The sequence below is a fragment of the Haladaptatus sp. SPP-AMP-3 genome, assembly GCF_049568665.1.
GTDB lineage: Archaea > Halobacteriota > Halobacteria > Halobacteriales > Haladaptataceae > Haladaptatus > Haladaptatus paucihalophilus.
This window is the reverse complement of sequence record NZ_CP145897.1, coordinates 13,202-28,742: the sequence shown is the minus strand read 5'-3', so window position 1 is coordinate 28,742 and position 15,541 is coordinate 13,202. Positions and strand designations below refer to the sequence as shown.

The window sequence follows — 15,541 nt, the reverse complement described above, 5'->3', positions numbered from 1 at the left end:
AATGACCGAACACGGGACCACCCAAATCGAAGGCGAACTCCGCGAAGTCGCCATGCGACGCCCACACCTCCGCGACTATTTGAAGCGGTTCAAGCAGTTTACGGGTGAGTTCCCGAAACTCATCCAAGAGCCGTCGGGCGAGTGGGAAGCGGATAAACCGAACGTCATCTACTCGGCGGGCGGTCCCATCTACTGCCACATCTACGGCGACATCGGTCGGGATACGAAATACTACGCCATCGAACCGGACCTGAGCGACATGGAACAGGAGTTGTTCTGGAACGTCCGCAACAAGATTCTGGAAAAGAGCGTCACCAAACCCGCCCCCGAGAGCGAGTCCGAGTACGACGACAGAATCGAGGAACTCCTACAGGATACGGTTCGAATCGGCGAGGGAAACGACAGCATTTCGGCGCGTATCGGGAACTTCTCGCCGAAGAGCCTTCAGAAACGGATTCAAAGCGTCTCCCCCCAAGACCTCGCGCGACGAGTCGGTAGCATCTCCTACGGGGACGTGAAGGCGGGCATCCAGTTGCTGCGCGAAAACGACGTCGTAGAGGAGCTAATGAGCTTCTCCGGCGTCGGGAAGTACCAGGTTTCGGATCAAACGTACGAGAATATCCGCTATCGGCTGAACCGTGACATCGTTGGATTCGGTCCGTTAGAACCCATCATGCGCGACCCGTCGAACGAGGACATTCACGTCATCGGCCCCCACGAGACGTACGTGGACCACGGCACCTACGGCATGCTCGGGACCACCGTGGACTTCGGAACGAACGACCGGTTCGACAACTGGCTCCGAAACATGGGCGAGCGAATCGGTGACCCCGTGTCCGACTCCGACCCCATCGTCGACTCGACGCTCCCAGACGGGTCGCGTATCAACATCATCTACAGCGACGACGTGAGTATCAAGGGGCCGAGCCTCACCATCCGTCAGAGCGAAGGGACGCCCCTCTCGGTTGCCCAAATTACGAAGTGGGGCACGCTGTCGCCGCAACTCGCCGCGTATCTCTGGCTCTGTCTGGAGAACGAACAGACGGTGTTCGTCGTCGGGGAAACGGCGTCGGGGAAGACGACGACGCTCAACTGCGTCCTGTCGTTCATCCCCCGCGACAGCAAGATATACACCGCGGAGGACACCGCCGAAGTCCTGCCGCCACACAACACGTGGCAGCAACTCCTCACGCGCGAAGGGAAAAGCGAAGCCAGTGCAGACGTGGACATGTTCGACCTCGTGGCGGCCGCGCTTCGTTCCCGCCCCGACTACATCATCGTCGGCGAGGTTCGTGGTGCCGAGGGGCGCATGGCGTTTCAGGCGGCACAGACCGGCCACCCGGTGATGCTTACCTTCCACGCGAGCGACATCGTTTCGATGATTCAGCGATTTACCGGCGACCCCATCAACGTCCCAGAGACGTTCATGGACAACGCCGACGTGGCGCTGTTCCAGAACAGGGTCAAGCAGGGCGATAAGGTCCTGCGCCGCGTGACGAGCGTGCAGGAAATCGAGGGATACTCGAAGGACATGGGCGGCGTGGTGACGCGCCAAGCGTTCTACTGGGACCCCGTTGAGGACGAAATCGTCTTCCAGGGGATGAACAACTCCTACGTGCTGGAAGAACAGATAGCGACGCTCCTCGGCTACAAGAACACCCGCGACATCTACCAAGACCTCGATTTCCGGGCGCAGATTATGGAGCGGATGATAGAAGAAAACATCCTCGGCTACCACGAGGTGAACGAAGTCATCGAGGCCTTCCAGCGCGACGGCGTCGATGGGCTTCCGTTCAACGTTCATCGGTCGATCTGATATGGCAGAGGCAGAAGCACAGCAAACGGATGCGAAACAGCTCCTGAGCGCTGCCGCTTCCTCGACCATCGAAGCGTACCACCAGATGGAGATGCCGATGGTTCGGTACGTCGGGCTGGTCATCGTTCCGTCGATACTGTTCTTCTTCATCAGCCTCATCGTCGTCTTTTCGGTCGATTTGCCATTCCTCGTCGCGCTGCCGGTTCCGCTGCTTGGAGCGCTCGCCCTGACGACGGCGATTATCTACCCGAAGCTACTCCGGGACCGCCGTCGCAAACAGATAGAAGATCGGTTGCACCTGTTCATCACGCACATGACCGTCCTCTCGACGGCGAACATGGACCGCGTGCAGGTGTTTCGAATCCTCTCGGAGGAGGCGGAGTACAAGGAACTCGCGTTGGAGATGCAACGCATCGTCCAACTCGTCGACACGTGGAACCAGAGCTTGGACGACGCCCTGCAGATTCGGGCGAAGAAAGTGCCGAGCAAGCCGCTTTCGGACTTCTTCGACCGCCTCGCGTACACCATCGGTTCCGGCGGGGAGATTCAGGACTTCCTCCTCTCCGAACAGGACGTAGTGATTCAGAACTACGTCACCATCTACGAGGGCTCGTTGCGGAATCTCGAAGTGATGAAGGACCTCTATCTGTCGATGATCCTCTCCGTCACCTTCGCGCTCGTGTTCGCGACGGTGCTCCCCATCCTTACGGGGACGAATCCGACGATGACGGTCGGTGCGGTCGTCGTCATGTTCGCGTTCGTTCAGATGGGGTTTCTGTTCATGATACAGACGACAGCACCGTACGACCCGGTTTGGTATCACCCGGAGGAGAAGGGACGCACGGACTCCGAACGAAAAGTTCGAATTAGCGTCATCGTCGGCATCGTGTTGACCGTGATCGCCATCGTCATCTGTTTGCTCGTCCTGCTCGGCCGCACCTCCGTCGACCCCAGTTCGATACCGCTTCCCATCTTCGCGGCGCTGCCGACGACGCCGCTCGTGTTACCCGGACTGGTCGTCCGCCGGGAGGAGGGCAAGGTGAAAGAACGGGACGACGAGTTCACGAACTTCATCCGCGCGCTTGGCGCGAGCGAGACGGCGAAACAGAGCACCACCTCGCGCGTGCTCAAAACCCTTCGAAAGAAGGATTTCGGCGCGCTGTCCGACGACATCGACGACCTGTATAAGCGACTTAGCATGCGAATCGAGTCGGAACTCGCGTGGCGACATTTCACCGCCGACGCCCGCTCGTATCTCATCCAGAAGTTCAGCGAGATGTATCTCATCGGCAGGCAGATGGGTGGTGAACCGAAGCATCTCGGCGAGCTCATCAGCGGAAACATGAACGAGGTCATGCAGTTGCGCGAGCAGCGCGAACAGTCCACGATGACGCTCATCGGCGTCCTCTACGGTATCACCGCCGCCTCGACGTTCGCGTTCTTCATCGGTCTCGAAATCGTCAACATCCTCTCGGGGATGTCCATCGGGCTGAACACGCCGCAGTTCAATTTCGGGACGCTGATTCACACGGGCGTGTACAACAACATCATGATAGAGTACCTCCTCGTCATCATCATCCTCCTGAACTCGGTACTCTCTTCGCTCATGATACGAATCGTTGATGGCGGTCACAAGGTGAACGCCTACATGCACTTCGTCCTGCTGACGTGGGTCAGCGGGGTCGTTGCGTGGATCACCCGTATCGTCGTCGGGACGTTCTTGAACGTATAAGGTAGTTACTTATGAGTTTAGCACACAGAACACGAAAACGAACGCGAATCGTGGAGCAACGTCATGTCTGAAAAAGTCATCGCCGATTTCGTCGCACGCTACAGTCTCGATACCCAACCGTCGCCAGAGCCGGTGCAGGGTCGAATCATTCTGAGCCAAAAACGGCTCGTTTTGGCGACGAGCGAGTCGAAAACGACGATTCCGCTCGCGTCGATATTCGACATCTCGGTCGGACACGTTCCCTCCGAGCTCGAAGGGTTCTTCCAGGACACCATCACCGTCGCGTTCGAGCGAGACGGTGCAGGCCATTCGGCGGTCATCGAAGCGAAAAACGATAACGTCGGGAAGTTCAAAGTCTTCCTCTTCAAGGCCATCCTGAGCGGCACGCCCGTCACGGTGAAACACCCGGCGCGGGTCGGCGGACGCGTCACCGGCGAGACGTTCGAAACCGGAAAACTGCGCATCCAACCCGGAAAAGTCGAGTTCCTCTCGATTCCCGAACCGTTCGCGGTCGACCTCTCCGGCGTGAGCTATTTTCAGAAACAGGACCGCGACGTCGGCGGACAAACCCGAACCGTCGTTGCGATTCGACACAACGACAACGGACAGACGGTCACCTCCGAATTCGCCGTCGGTACCGATCGAAAACTGAACCTCCTCGGTCGCTATCTCCGCCTCGAATACGCCGAGATATCCCAGCGTGCGGAACGTATCGACGTCACCGAACAGGAGATGGAGGCCCTCGTCGCCATCTACTCCGGCGCGAACAGCGGCAATCTCGCGGGAGCGCTCGGCATCGACGCTGGCAGTGCCGCGATGGTTCTCACCGAAATCGAAAAAAAAGAACTGGTGGACCCCTCCGACGACGGACTGTCGTTGACGGCACCCGGAAAGATGCTCGTCAGCGACCGCATCGAGAAAGTGAACACGTAGCGCGGACCGCGAAGTTCGGTGCATCGGTCGACCATATATGTCATCGATATTATATTCAATGCAGAGAATATTAATAGGTTGAATTATTTGTGCTCGTATGGAAGTCGCAATCGTTTCCGACATGCACGTGCCCGGCCAAGCGAAGCGGATTCCCGACGCGTTTCGTGAGCGCATTCGGACGGCTGATCGCGTTATCCACGCTGGCGACTTCGGCTCGAAGGAGGCCCTCGTCGACGTGCAGGCGCTCGCGTCGGATCTGACGGCCGTTTACGGAAACGCGGATCCCAATGACATCGACCTTCCGAATGTCGCGTCGGTGAACATCGCGGGCGTGACGTTCGTCGTCGTCCACGGAATCGTCAACCCCGTCGAACGGGCGGTTTCCAGTTCCGAGGGCGTCGTCATGAACCGCGACGATTGGGTGAACGCTATCGCCGACACGGCGCGTGCGAGGGGCGACGAACCGGTGGTCGGAATCGGCGGACACACCCACGAAGTCGAAGACGCGGTGCACGACGGCGTTCGACTGTTGAATCCGGGGTCGGCCACGGGGGTCGGACCGGACACCGAAGCGACGATGTTGACCGTCGAAGTCGTCGACGGAGACATCGACGTGACTCTGCACGAAGCGTAAAAGAGAACGGACGCCAAATCGCTCGGATTACTTTTCACTGATGGATCCGCTGGCGATGTTTCGCCCGCGCGTCTTCAGACTCACCTCACGACGCTTTCTGACCTCCTCCAACACGTCGAGTTCGATGAGCCGTTCGAATATCTCCTCTACTTTGTCCACGTCCATCCCGAGGAAATCCGGGATTTCAAACGCGGAGACGCCGGTGTACAGCGCCATCAACACCTCCTTTTCCGTCTCCGAGAGGTCGGCACCCGACTCGCTCTGCTGTTCGCCCTTCTGAAAGAGCGACCCGAGGAGCGAACAGCGCCGCGCTTTCCCGGAGATGTACGTCTGGATACTGGTGCTTCCCTCCGAGTGTTCGACTTCGAGGACGGTTCGAGTCTCTCCTTCCACGGTTCGCTTTGCGGTGTCGACCTGCCCGATGTCGTCGAGTTCGAGCTGGATGAAGACGCCGCTGGCGACTGCGATACCGACCTCGCCGACTTCGATTTTGACCCGAGCGCGCTCCCAGTCCGTATTCTGCACCACACCGCCTTTGACGGCGGGGTGCTTGACGAGAATCATCGACTGGTTCAACATCGCGCCGTACAGCTTGGCCTCGAACTCCTCGATATCTAACTGTGAGGAGACGAGAAACACGTCGCCGTCGTACTCCAAACTGACGTAATCGGAGACGCTGGCGACCGACTGGTTCACGTCGTATCGGCCACTCATGCCGCTGATCTTGGAGAGCGGGATGGTTCGTTTTCCGCCGTTTCCGGCGAGGATGAGCCGCCGGTTCGAAAGCAGAACGCGGCCGCTCGTCCAAGCGGCGTCCTTCAGCTTGTGGCCGCCTTTCATCGCTTGGAGGAACTTCCCCCTCGTGTCCGTGATTTTGTATTCGCCTTCACTCATGAGTGAGAGAGATGGAAATCGTACCCGTTAGTTCGACCCGTCGGTGAGGTCACCAACACGGTCCGCGAGTTCACTGATTGCGGCCGTCTGTTCCATGGTGGCACCAACGATGTCTTCGGTGGCGGATTCGACCTCTTCGGTCGTATCGCGCACGTCTTCGACGGTCGCCATGACCTGTTCGACGTTGGCGGCTTGCTCGTCGTTCGCCTCCGCGACTTCCGTCACGCCGGTTGCGGCCTCGTCCACCGCGTCCGCGATTTCCTCGAGGGCAATGAGGGCGTCTTCGATCTCCTCACCCGCATAGCGGACCTGCTGGTTCGATTCTTCGACGGCGACGACGGTTTCGTTGGCCTGTGACTGGATGTCCTCGATGCGACCGGCAATCTCTTCGGTGTGCTCGCGGGTCTGGTTCGCGAGTTCTTTTACTTCGTCAGCGACGACTTCGAACCCGCTTCCGGCATCGCCCGCACGGGCGGCCTCGATGTTCGCGTTCAGTGCGAGGAGGTTGGTCTGGTCGGCGACTTCCGCGATGACCTCGATGACGCCCTCTATTTCTGACATCTGGGATTCGAGTTCGGTGACGGTTTCCACGAGGTCGTCGCTCATCTCGATCACGTCGTCCGTCGCTTCGCGCGCGCCTTCACTGGAGCCCAGACCGCTGTCGGCGGCCGCCTTCGCCTGCTCTGCCGCGGACGCGACTTGATCGGAACTCGCCGCGACTTCCTGCATGCTCGCACTGAAGTTCTCCATCTCGGTTGCGACAGTCGAGAGAAGCGACGTCTGTTCGTCCACGCGTTCTTCGATGGTGTGTGCGGACCCGGAAGCTTGGTCTACCGACTCGGCGAGTTCGGACGCCTGTTCGTCGACCCGGCTTGCGAGGAGTTCGAACCGCTTCCCCATGTCGTTCACTTGATCGACCACGGAGATGAGTCGGTCGTCGACCACGCCGTACTCGTCCGTGAAGTCGGCACGGGCGGACAGATTGCCGCTCCGCATGGCGGTCAGCGTGCTTCCGAGTTCTTCGACCAATCCCGTCACGCTTTCGTGGCGACGAGCGTCTTCGGTCCGGTCGTTTACCGTCTCGACCACCGCGATGAGTTCACCGTCCTGATAGAGCGGTTTAGCGGAGAAGACGATTTCGCGTTCCTCCCCGTCTTTCGTCATCATGTGGCTTTCGTCGCGGTAGAGTTGATGGTCGTCCTCGTCTTGTTCGATATCGAATTCGAGGTGTGCGTTCTCCGGCACTTCGAGGATTTTATCGGCAAGCGTCTTGGCACGGCGGCCGTCGGGATAGAACGCGGTACTCGCTTGCCTCGTTCCGATGGCTTCCGCTCGTGGCGTGCTGGTCAGTTCCTCGATGGAACTGTTCCACGCAACGACTCGGTGGTTGGCATCGAGCATGAACACCGGAACGCCGATGCCATCCAGAAGCGCCTCGTCATCGACGTTGAGCTCGTCCTCATCCTCGTCTTCGTCCCCCAGCAGCGATGTTTCGTGTGCTTCCAAACCGGCCTGCATGCCCGAAACACCAGCCCAGACCCCATCCACGAGTTTGGACTCGGCTCGCACGAGTTCGTCGGAAACCGCATCGTTTCCCTCCCCGAGTCGATGGTCGAGTCGGTCGAACGTCGCTTCGATCATCGCCTCGAATGCCGCACCGTACGTCGCGGCGAACGTCGCTCCCGGAACTGCGGCGTCCGCGTGCTTGCGACCGAGTTGGGGAGCCTCTGCGATGGCTGCCTCGGTGTTCGAGAACAACCCATTCAGATGCTCGACTTGCGCTCGCTGCAAATCGTCACCGGCGTCCGTTCCGCCGTACACATCCGTGATAGAATCAGTCGAAATACTGTTCTGATCCGAGACAGTAACCGGCTCGTTTTGTGTCCCTCCATCGAATTTTATGCGTTTCTGAAACCCACCGGATATGTCTGAACTCCGAATAGTATCCTTTAAAACCCGGATGAGAGAGTCCGTAACCATTGTTGGCGAATCAAGACACTAGGCGAATATAAAACTTTAGTAAAATCTCAAAAGAGATAACGAGAGCGTCGAAAACTCTGACAGAACGGTGATATTATCCCCGTCCGCCCAGCTTGGAGAGTGCGGAGAATGCACGCTTTCTCACCTCTTCGTCGTCGGTGGTGTCGACCAGCGTATCGAGTCGTTCACGTGACCGCTCTCCGCCGACTTTTCCGAGGCCGAACGCGGCCATCGCTTGTGCATCCGTCGTCGCTTCCGGGTCGGAGAGGACTTCCAAAAGCGCGGTTTCGACAGACTCCCCACCGATCGTTGCGAGACTGGTGACCGCGAATTGGGCAGTCATGCCGTCGTCGGCGTCCAAGACGCCTACTAACGTTTCGATGGCTTCCCATCGATGTTGCGTGCCCGTAACACGTCCGAGCAACCACGTGGCGTTCCGGCGTTGGTGCGCTTGGGAGCCTTCCTCGATGATATCGACGAGCGAACTGACGACGATACGGTGGTCGCTCGTGCTCAACTTCTGGACCATCGTCTCGCGGAGTTCGTGGCTCTGCTCCGGCGGTACGTTAGAAAGCAGTTCGATCAACGAGAACACGGCGGCCTTCCGAACCGCTTCCGATTTGTCGCCCAGCAAGCCGACGAGCGCGTCGAGCGGTTTCACGCTGCCGAAGTTACCGAGTGATCCGGCGGTGATTCGTCGAACCGCTTCCGCGGGGTCGTTGAGCATCCCGAGCAATGCAGAGAGCGCTTCGTCGCCCTCTATCCGACCCAACGCTTCGGCCGTTTCGCGCCGGACGTCGACCTCCTCGTCGGTCCGCCGCTCGGCGAGATGCGACACTGCCCGTTTATCCTCCAGTCGCCCCAGTGCGCGCGCAACGCGTGCACGGACCCGAGGATCCGGGTCGGGGAGTCGACGAATCAGGTCCTCCGTTGACGACCGGCTACCGATCCGTCCGAGGACGTTTGCGGCGGCCATTCGAAGCTCCGGTTGATCGGACGTGAGCGCGTCCGTAAGTTCCTCCGCTCGTGCCCACTCCGCTTTGCTACCGCTGATCTCCTCACCAACGATTGCGCTGATGAGTTGTTCGACCGCTTCGCGCTGGTCGAGGGCGTCGATAGCGGCGGCTCGAACCGCACCGTTTGAATCGTCCTGTGCGGCCGTGGTCAGTGAATCAACAACTTCATCGTCCGGAACGTCGAGGTCGCCAAGAATTTCCGCGGCTCGCTGTCGGACGGTGTCGTTGTTGCTCTCGCTAAGCAACGTAACGAGGCGTTCGGCGTCTGCCTCTTTTTCGAGGGTGAACAGCGATGTCACGGGTTGGAATTACCGTACTGAATGAAAAACCTACCTTTCCGACAAGGAGTCAATACGCTCCGCTAGGCAACATGGCGTCGATAAAAGAAAGGGAAAATCGTTTAGACCGTTACCGCGCTCTCTTGCGAGAGCGACTGCGGGATGTTCGCGCGGTAGAGGGTGACTGCACCGTACTGCGTGGTGAGTCGGAGTTCGACCGTCTGACCCTCGCCGAGTCCGTAGACTCCAGATCCAGAGATCGCTGTCGCGTTCATGGAGATGGTGAAGCGGTCGTCCTGACTGTTGAGGACCGGCGCGGAACCGTCCGTGTCCTTGATGGACGCAACGCTGAAGTTACCAGCGTCAGCGGTGTCGTTTTTCGTCAGCGTCGTGGCCGTGTTCGGGCCGATCCATTCGATGGTGGCCGTCGAGAGGTTGATGTCGTCCGAACCGGAGCCGCGCATGACCGTTAGGTTGATCTCGTCAACGGTTTCGACACCGTTCGCATCGTAGCTACCGGTACTGGTGTTGATTGTGGTAACGTTCCCGAAGCCGGAGACGACTTCGACGCGATTCGACACCTGCGCCGTACTGTCCTGACCCGTCTGTTCGGATTTCGATTGGAGGAAGCCCGCCGTGTTGATGAGCACGCCCGCCGCGATTGCGGCGACCAGCACCATCGCGATGAACACGATGAGCGTCCCGATACCGACCTGACCTCTGTTGTTAAGGCGTTGTTGGATTGCGTCTTTCATGTTAATTATCTTAGACCGTCACCGCGCTCTCTTGGGAGAGCGATTGCGGGATGTTCGCGCGGTAGAGGGTGACTGCACCGTACTGCGTGGTGAGTTTGAGCTCGACCGTCTCGCCTTCATCGAGGTCGCTCACATTGTTGATCGCACCCGCGTTCATGGAGATGGTGAAGCGGTCGTCCTGACTGTTGAGGACCGGCTGGGAACCGTCCGAGTCCTTGATGGACGAGACGTTGAAGTATTTACTCTCGGCCGTATCGACTTGAGACTGGTTACCAGCAACCAACGTCTTCGCCTTGTTCGGACCGATCCATTCGATGGTGGCCGTCGAAAGGTTGATGTCGTCAGAACCGGAGCCGCGCATAACCGTCAGGTTGATGTAGTCAACCTGTTCTGAATCAGTCACGTTCCCGAAACCGGAGACGACTTCGACGCGGTTCGACACCTGTGCTGTACTATCCTGACCCGTCTGTTCGGATTTCGATTGGAGGAAGCCCGCCGTGTTGATGAGCACGCCCGCCGCGATTGCGGCGACCAGTACCATCGCGATGAACACGATGAGCGTCCCGATACCGACCTGACCTCTGTTGTTGAGGCGCTCTTGAATTGCGTCTTTCATGATTTCTCACTTCATGTCCGACCCGATATGTATCACGGTTCGGACGCTATGCGGAACGAATCAAAGAACCGTATTAAAACTACGTATCCAATTATCAGGCGTGATATCGATTCCAGACGGCTTCAAACCAAAGAATACGTCCAATATGGCTGGGTGAAAACTGCTACTTTCGAGGATACGTCATCTCGATAGGATTGAAAAAATTATGAATAGAAATCCGATGGTCGAGAACAAGTAGTTAACCGACAGCAAGAACCGAATGCCTTCGAAATCGTAGACGAACGCGCTGACGGTCGTCGCGAGGGCCGCCGCGACGACCAGAGTAAAGCCGATAGAGAGATGGAACAGCGTCCGCCGACCGGTTCGTCGATACGCGCGAACCGCGAATGCGACCATCGATAGCCCCGCGATAGCAAGTGTGACGCTAAAAACACCGTAGAGAAGCTCTATCGTCTGCATGTTAGCGCTCCTTCAAGTCACGCCACACGTCGACCAGTGCGTTTTCGACCTCGGGCCGATCCTCGACGGACACGTCGATACCGTCCCGCTGAAACGAAATCGCAACGGCATCGATGTCACGCCGATACACCTTCGTCCGACGCCCCTCGTTCGAGAATTCCCGCCCGGTCAATTCGAGCAGGTTCGCTTCCGTGAGTTCTTCTATTCGTCGGTAGCTCGTCGCTATCGGGATACCGAGTTCGTCGCTTAGCTCCTGTGCGGATTTCGGCTCGTGTGTTGCATCGAGTATTTCGGCATTATATTTGTTGCCAAGGACTCTCAACAGTTCCACAGACCCCATCGGTTATCGACTTTGATAACCAGACCATAAAAAGATACCGTCACCGTCTTCTAGAAACTTATCACGAAAAAATTTGGATTGTAGAGAACTTCACTCGACGAGGAAAGCGGATGTACCGCGACAGTTGTCGGCGGAACAGTAAAGTGGACTCCAACGGGAGAATCAATCATGTCAAAAACCGTTTCTGCGCTGCAGGTATTGGTCTTCAGACTTGAAGATAAACAGTACTGTATTGATATCGCACATATCGACGAAATTGTCGACAGACACGAATTAACTAAGCTTCCCGATTCGAAGCCGCACGTCGAGGGCGTCATGGACCTCCGTGGCACGACGACGACGATCGTCAATCCGAAGACGGTGCTCGGATTGTCCGGGTCGGGAACCGGGAACCGCGTTATCGTCTTCGAGACGGAGGACGAACGGAGCATCGGGTGGGTTATCGACGAGGTGAATCAGGTCATCAGTCTGGACGATGTAGAGGTGGACGAGTCGGTCGAGAGCCAGTCGGTTCACGGCGTCATTCGACAGGACGGCGAGTTCATCATCTGGGTGAAGCCCTCCGCCATCAACGTCTGAGAGGGTACAGGTCGCAACGAACTCGAGGGTCTCGTCTCACTCCGTTCTATCGTGTGTCCATCTGCCGCCGGTTCCCGAACCGAACGCGATTTTTCGTAGATGAGCGACACTCGATATCGGTAGGTCCGTCCGCTCGGCGAATTGCTTCCCGGGTCAGCGACTCGAAAGTAGTGAAACCGTAATCGTGAGCACCGAACGTTTCCCGAAGTCTATCGCTGGTACGACCGGCGTTCGACCCGGCGGCGGGAATCACGGGTACGACCATCTTGGCGGGTCCTAAGACCGTCCTTCGTCGTGGTCAGTATGCGTATAACAAAGAGGCAAAACGGGTATTCGTAATTACCGTTCAACCCCCGATGCCGGACACCGGGGGGCGCTGAACACAGCAGAGGCGAGTTACCTATGAGATTCCCGAACGCTAGACGAACAGTCTATCGAAGTCGTACCGTCCATCGGAACAAACACCAGCTACCGCTTCGTCGTCAATGAGTGACAACAACTTCTGGGAGGTATTCGGCTAATGTGTGGTATCATCGCCCGAGTTGGCGAAACGAAAGACGCCGTGGACGAGCTGCTCGTCGGTCTCGAAAACCTCGAATATCGTGGTTACGACTCGGCCGGACTGGCCGTGAAAAACGGCAGCGGTCCCGCGGTCTTCAAACGCGAAGGACAGATTTCCCACCTGAAGGACATGCTGATAGACGAGGTGCCAGCGGGCGGACTCGGTATCGGGCACACCCGGTGGAGCACGCACGGTCCGCCGACCGACGAAAACGCACACCCGCACACCGGTTGTACCGGGCAGGTCGCCGTCGTTCACAACGGCATCATCGAGAACTACGAATCGCTCCGGGCGGAGCTTTCGGACCGCGGCCATACGTTCGAAAGCGACACCGACACCGAAGTGATTCCCCACCTCGTCGAGGAGCACCTCGACCGAGGGGCGACGCCGGAACAGGCGTTCCGACGGACTATCCGTCGGCTCTCGGGAAGCTACGCCGTCGCGATGTTGGTCGAGGGAAGCGACGCGGTGTACGCGACTCGCTCAGGGTCGCCGCTCGTCCTCGGCGTCCAGGACGGCACGTACTTCCTCGCGAGTGACGTCCCCGCGTTTCTGGATTTCACCGACGACGTGATATTCCTCGACGACGGGGATGTCGTCGTTATCGAACCGGGCGGCCACGAGATAACGAAACTCGACGGCACGCCGGTCGAACGAGCCGTCCAGACCGTCGATTGGGACCCCCAAGACGCCGGGAAGGGTGGCTACGAACATTACATGCTCAAGGAGATTCACGAGCAGCCGACGGCCCTCCGTCAGACGCTTCGGGGACGTATCGAACACGTCACGGGCGATATCTCCCTCGAAGGCTTCCCGGAGGGGACGTTCGACGGAATTCGGCGCGTCCAGTTCGTCGCCTGCGGGACGTCCTACCACGCCGGGCTCGCCGGAAGCCGCTTCATCGAGAATCGCGGCGTCCCGTCGCAGACGTTCCTCGCCAGCGAGTACGCCGTCTCGACGCCGCCGGTCGACGACGAAACGCTCGTTATCGGCGTCACGCAGAGCGGCGAAACCGCGGATACCCTTTCGGCGTTGCGACGTGCGAACGCGAGCGGCGCGCGGACGCTCGCACTGACGAACGTCATCGGTTCGACCGCCGCCCGCGAGTGCGACGATGCGCTGTTCATCCGCGCCGGTCCCGAGATCGGCGTCGCCGCCACGAAGACGTTCTCGTCACAGGTCGCGTCGGTGTCCCTCCTCGGCGAACGAATCGTCCGCGACGTCGTTGGCCATCGGAGCGAGGACATCGAAGCGGTGTTGTCCGCGTTCGCCGACCTTCCCGACCACGTTCAACAAATCCTCGACTTCACGAAGGCCCATCGTATCGCGAAACGGTATCACGACAGCGACGCCTACTTCTTCATCGGCCGCGGGACGGCCTTCCCAGTCGCGTTGGAAGGGGCGCTCAAATTCAAGGAGATATCGTACGAACACGCGGAGGGATTCGCGGCGGGTGAGTTGAAACACGGACCGTTGGCGTTGGTAACGCCGACGACCCCGGTGTTCGCGGTGTTCGACGGCCAGAACGACGAAAAGACGCTCAGCAACGTCAAGGAAGTAGAGGCCCGTGGCGCACCGGTTATCGCGGTCACGAGCGATGCAAACGAGACGGTTTCCCAGCACGTGGATGACGTGTTAACGATTCCGGATACGCATCCCGACGTGGCGGGAGTCCTCGCCAACGTGCAATTGCAACTGCTCTCGTACCACGCTGCTGCCCTGCTCGACAGACCCATCGACAAACCACGCAATCTAGCGAAGAGCGTGACTGTCGAATGAGGTGGTCGGGTAATCCTCGCTTACCCACCAGAACGAAACTGAACGGTCGGCGCGGTTTAATCGCAATCCGACCGCATTTTCGACACATATGAACGCCGTCGTCCTCTCTCTCGACGCGGAACTCGCATGGGGGTATCACGACTTCGAAGAGATACCCGAACACGTCGAGAGCGCCCGCACATCGTGGTCGCGACTCCTCGCACTGTTCGACGAGTTCAACGTCCCGGCCACGTGGGCCGTCGTTGGTCATCTCTTTCGCGAATCGTGTGACGGCACACACGCGGGGCATCCGACGCCGACGGACGACTGGTTCGAGCGCGACCCCGGCGGCGTTGCGGCACAACACCCGCTCTGGTTTGGCGACGGACTCGTCGATTCCATCGTCGATGCCGACGCGAACCACGAAATCGGCTGCCATACGTTCTCCCACGTCGAGTTCGGTGACGAGGAAACCGACCGCGAGGTAGCCGTCGCGGAAGCACGGACGGGGCTGGAAGTGGCGGACGACGCGGGCCACACCCTCGAATCGTTCGTCTTTCCGCGGAACAACATCGGCCACCGGGACGTGCTCGCCGCCTACGGCTTCACCTGCTACCGCGGCGAACGACCGGAACTCTGGTACGACGGGTCGCGCTTCGACTCGCTGGGTAAGCTCATCGACCTGACCGTGAGCAAGACGAACCCGCCGCTGGTCGACCCCGAGGTCGACGAGTACGGACTGGTGAACATTCCAGCGTCGATGTTTCTGTTCGGCTACGAGGGTCGGGTTCGAACCGTCACGGAACGACTCTGGGACGACCCGCTCGTCCGGTCGGCCAAGCGGGGCATCGACCGCGCCGCCGACGCCGAGGACGGAATTTTCCACCTCTGGATGCACCCGAACAACTTCACGGAGGAACGGGATTTCGAGCGGTTGCGAACCATCCTCGAACACCTCGCCGCCCGGCGCGACGAGGCCAGACTGCAAGTCCGGACGATGGGGGACGTCGCCGGTGAGATTCGCGGCGTCGACCCCGCAACGACGCGGACGCCCATCGGTCCGCGGTAACCGTTCGGTGGGTTCGTTTTCGAGGCACTGTCGGGGGTTCGCTTTTCGCGGATTCGTTTTCACGGCTTCCCAGCGGCGCGTCGGCCCGGACTGCGCGGATGTGGCTGACGCTACCGACAC

14 protein-coding genes are annotated in these 15,541 nt (G+C 59.1%); 7 read left to right on the top strand and 7 right to left on the bottom strand.

Annotation, left to right across the window (positions count from 1 at the left end; translation table 11 throughout):
• Nucleotide 1 precedes the first annotated feature (1 nt).
• The 4 genes from V5735_RS00380 (at nt 2) to V5735_RS00365 (ending at nt 5,115) form a co-directional block, all read left to right on the top strand.
• Entirely contained in the window at nt 2-1,816 is a 1,815-nt protein-coding gene (locus tag V5735_RS00380; RefSeq protein ID WP_423744552.1) for a type II/IV secretion system ATPase subunit, read from the top strand.
• Between the two features lies 1 nt (nt 1,817).
• Nucleotides 1,818-3,548: an archaellar assembly protein FlaJ gene (gene flaJ, locus V5735_RS00375; protein ID WP_423744551.1), complete on the top strand. Its 1,731-nt coding sequence runs from the start codon at nt 1,818-1,820 to the stop codon at nt 3,546-3,548.
• Between the two features lie 63 nt (nt 3,549-3,611).
• Nucleotides 3,612-4,481, top strand: coding sequence for a CheF family chemotaxis protein (locus V5735_RS00370; protein WP_423744550.1), 870 nt, complete (start codon nt 3,612-3,614; stop codon nt 4,479-4,481).
• Nucleotides 4,482-4,578: 97 nt separating this feature from the next.
• Complete coding sequence (locus V5735_RS00365; RefSeq protein ID WP_423744549.1) at nt 4,579-5,115, top strand: metallophosphoesterase family protein; 537 nt, start codon at nt 4,579-4,581, stop codon at nt 5,113-5,115.
• A gap of 27 nt (nt 5,116-5,142) precedes the next feature.
• Here the strand turns inward: V5735_RS00365 and V5735_RS00360 are convergent, their stop codons facing one another.
• The 7 genes from V5735_RS00360 to V5735_RS00330 form a co-directional block, all read right to left on the bottom strand.
• Nucleotides 5,143-6,009 carry a CheF family chemotaxis protein gene (locus V5735_RS00360; protein WP_007977486.1) on the bottom strand — a complete coding sequence of 289 codons (867 nt, stop codon included), beginning with the start codon at nt 6,007-6,009 and terminating at the stop codon, nt 5,143-5,145.
• Nucleotides 6,010-6,036: 27 nt separating this feature from the next.
• Entirely contained in the window at nt 6,037-7,830 is a 1,794-nt protein-coding gene (locus tag V5735_RS00355; protein WP_423744548.1) for a methyl-accepting chemotaxis protein, read from the bottom strand.
• 253 nt (nt 7,831-8,083) lie between these two features.
• The gene (locus V5735_RS00350) at nt 8,084-9,304 is read right to left on the bottom strand and encodes a HEAT repeat domain-containing protein (protein ID WP_423744547.1); all 1,221 of its coding nucleotides are present in this window, start codon (nt 9,302-9,304) and stop codon (nt 8,084-8,086) included.
• A 101-nt stretch (nt 9,305-9,405) separates the two neighbouring features.
• Nucleotides 9,406-10,038, bottom strand: a complete 633-nt coding sequence (locus tag V5735_RS00345; RefSeq protein ID WP_423744546.1) for an archaellin/type IV pilin N-terminal domain-containing protein — start codon at nt 10,036-10,038, stop codon at nt 9,406-9,408.
• Nucleotides 10,039-10,048: 10 nt separating this feature from the next.
• Nucleotides 10,049-10,654: an archaellin/type IV pilin N-terminal domain-containing protein gene (locus V5735_RS00340; protein ID WP_423744545.1), complete on the bottom strand. Its 606-nt coding sequence runs from the start codon at nt 10,652-10,654 to the stop codon at nt 10,049-10,051.
• A 180-nt stretch (nt 10,655-10,834) separates the two neighbouring features.
• Complete coding sequence (locus tag V5735_RS00335; RefSeq protein WP_423744544.1) at nt 10,835-11,113, bottom strand: DUF7521 family protein; 279 nt, start codon at nt 11,111-11,113, stop codon at nt 10,835-10,837.
• Nucleotide 11,114: 1 nt separating this feature from the next.
• Nucleotides 11,115-11,453, bottom strand: coding sequence for an ArsR/SmtB family transcription factor (locus V5735_RS00330; protein ID WP_423744543.1), 339 nt, complete (start codon nt 11,451-11,453; stop codon nt 11,115-11,117).
• A 168-nt stretch (nt 11,454-11,621) separates the two neighbouring features.
• Between V5735_RS00330 and V5735_RS00325 the strand changes: the two genes are divergently transcribed.
• From V5735_RS00325 to V5735_RS00315, 3 genes are all read left to right on the top strand, one after another.
• On the top strand, nt 11,622-12,032 hold the full coding sequence (locus V5735_RS00325; RefSeq protein ID WP_026177745.1) for a chemotaxis protein CheW: 411 nt from the start codon (nt 11,622-11,624) through the stop codon (nt 12,030-12,032).
• A gap of 520 nt (nt 12,033-12,552) precedes the next feature.
• On the top strand, nt 12,553-14,373 hold the full coding sequence (glmS, locus tag V5735_RS00320) for a glutamine--fructose-6-phosphate transaminase (isomerizing) (RefSeq protein WP_423744542.1): 1,821 nt from the start codon (nt 12,553-12,555) through the stop codon (nt 14,371-14,373).
• 88 nt (nt 14,374-14,461) lie between these two features.
• Nucleotides 14,462-15,421 (top strand): polysaccharide deacetylase family protein, encoded by a 960-nt coding sequence (locus V5735_RS00315; RefSeq protein WP_423744541.1) that lies wholly within the window; start codon nt 14,462-14,464, stop codon nt 15,419-15,421.
• Nucleotides 15,422-15,541 lie beyond the last annotated feature (120 nt).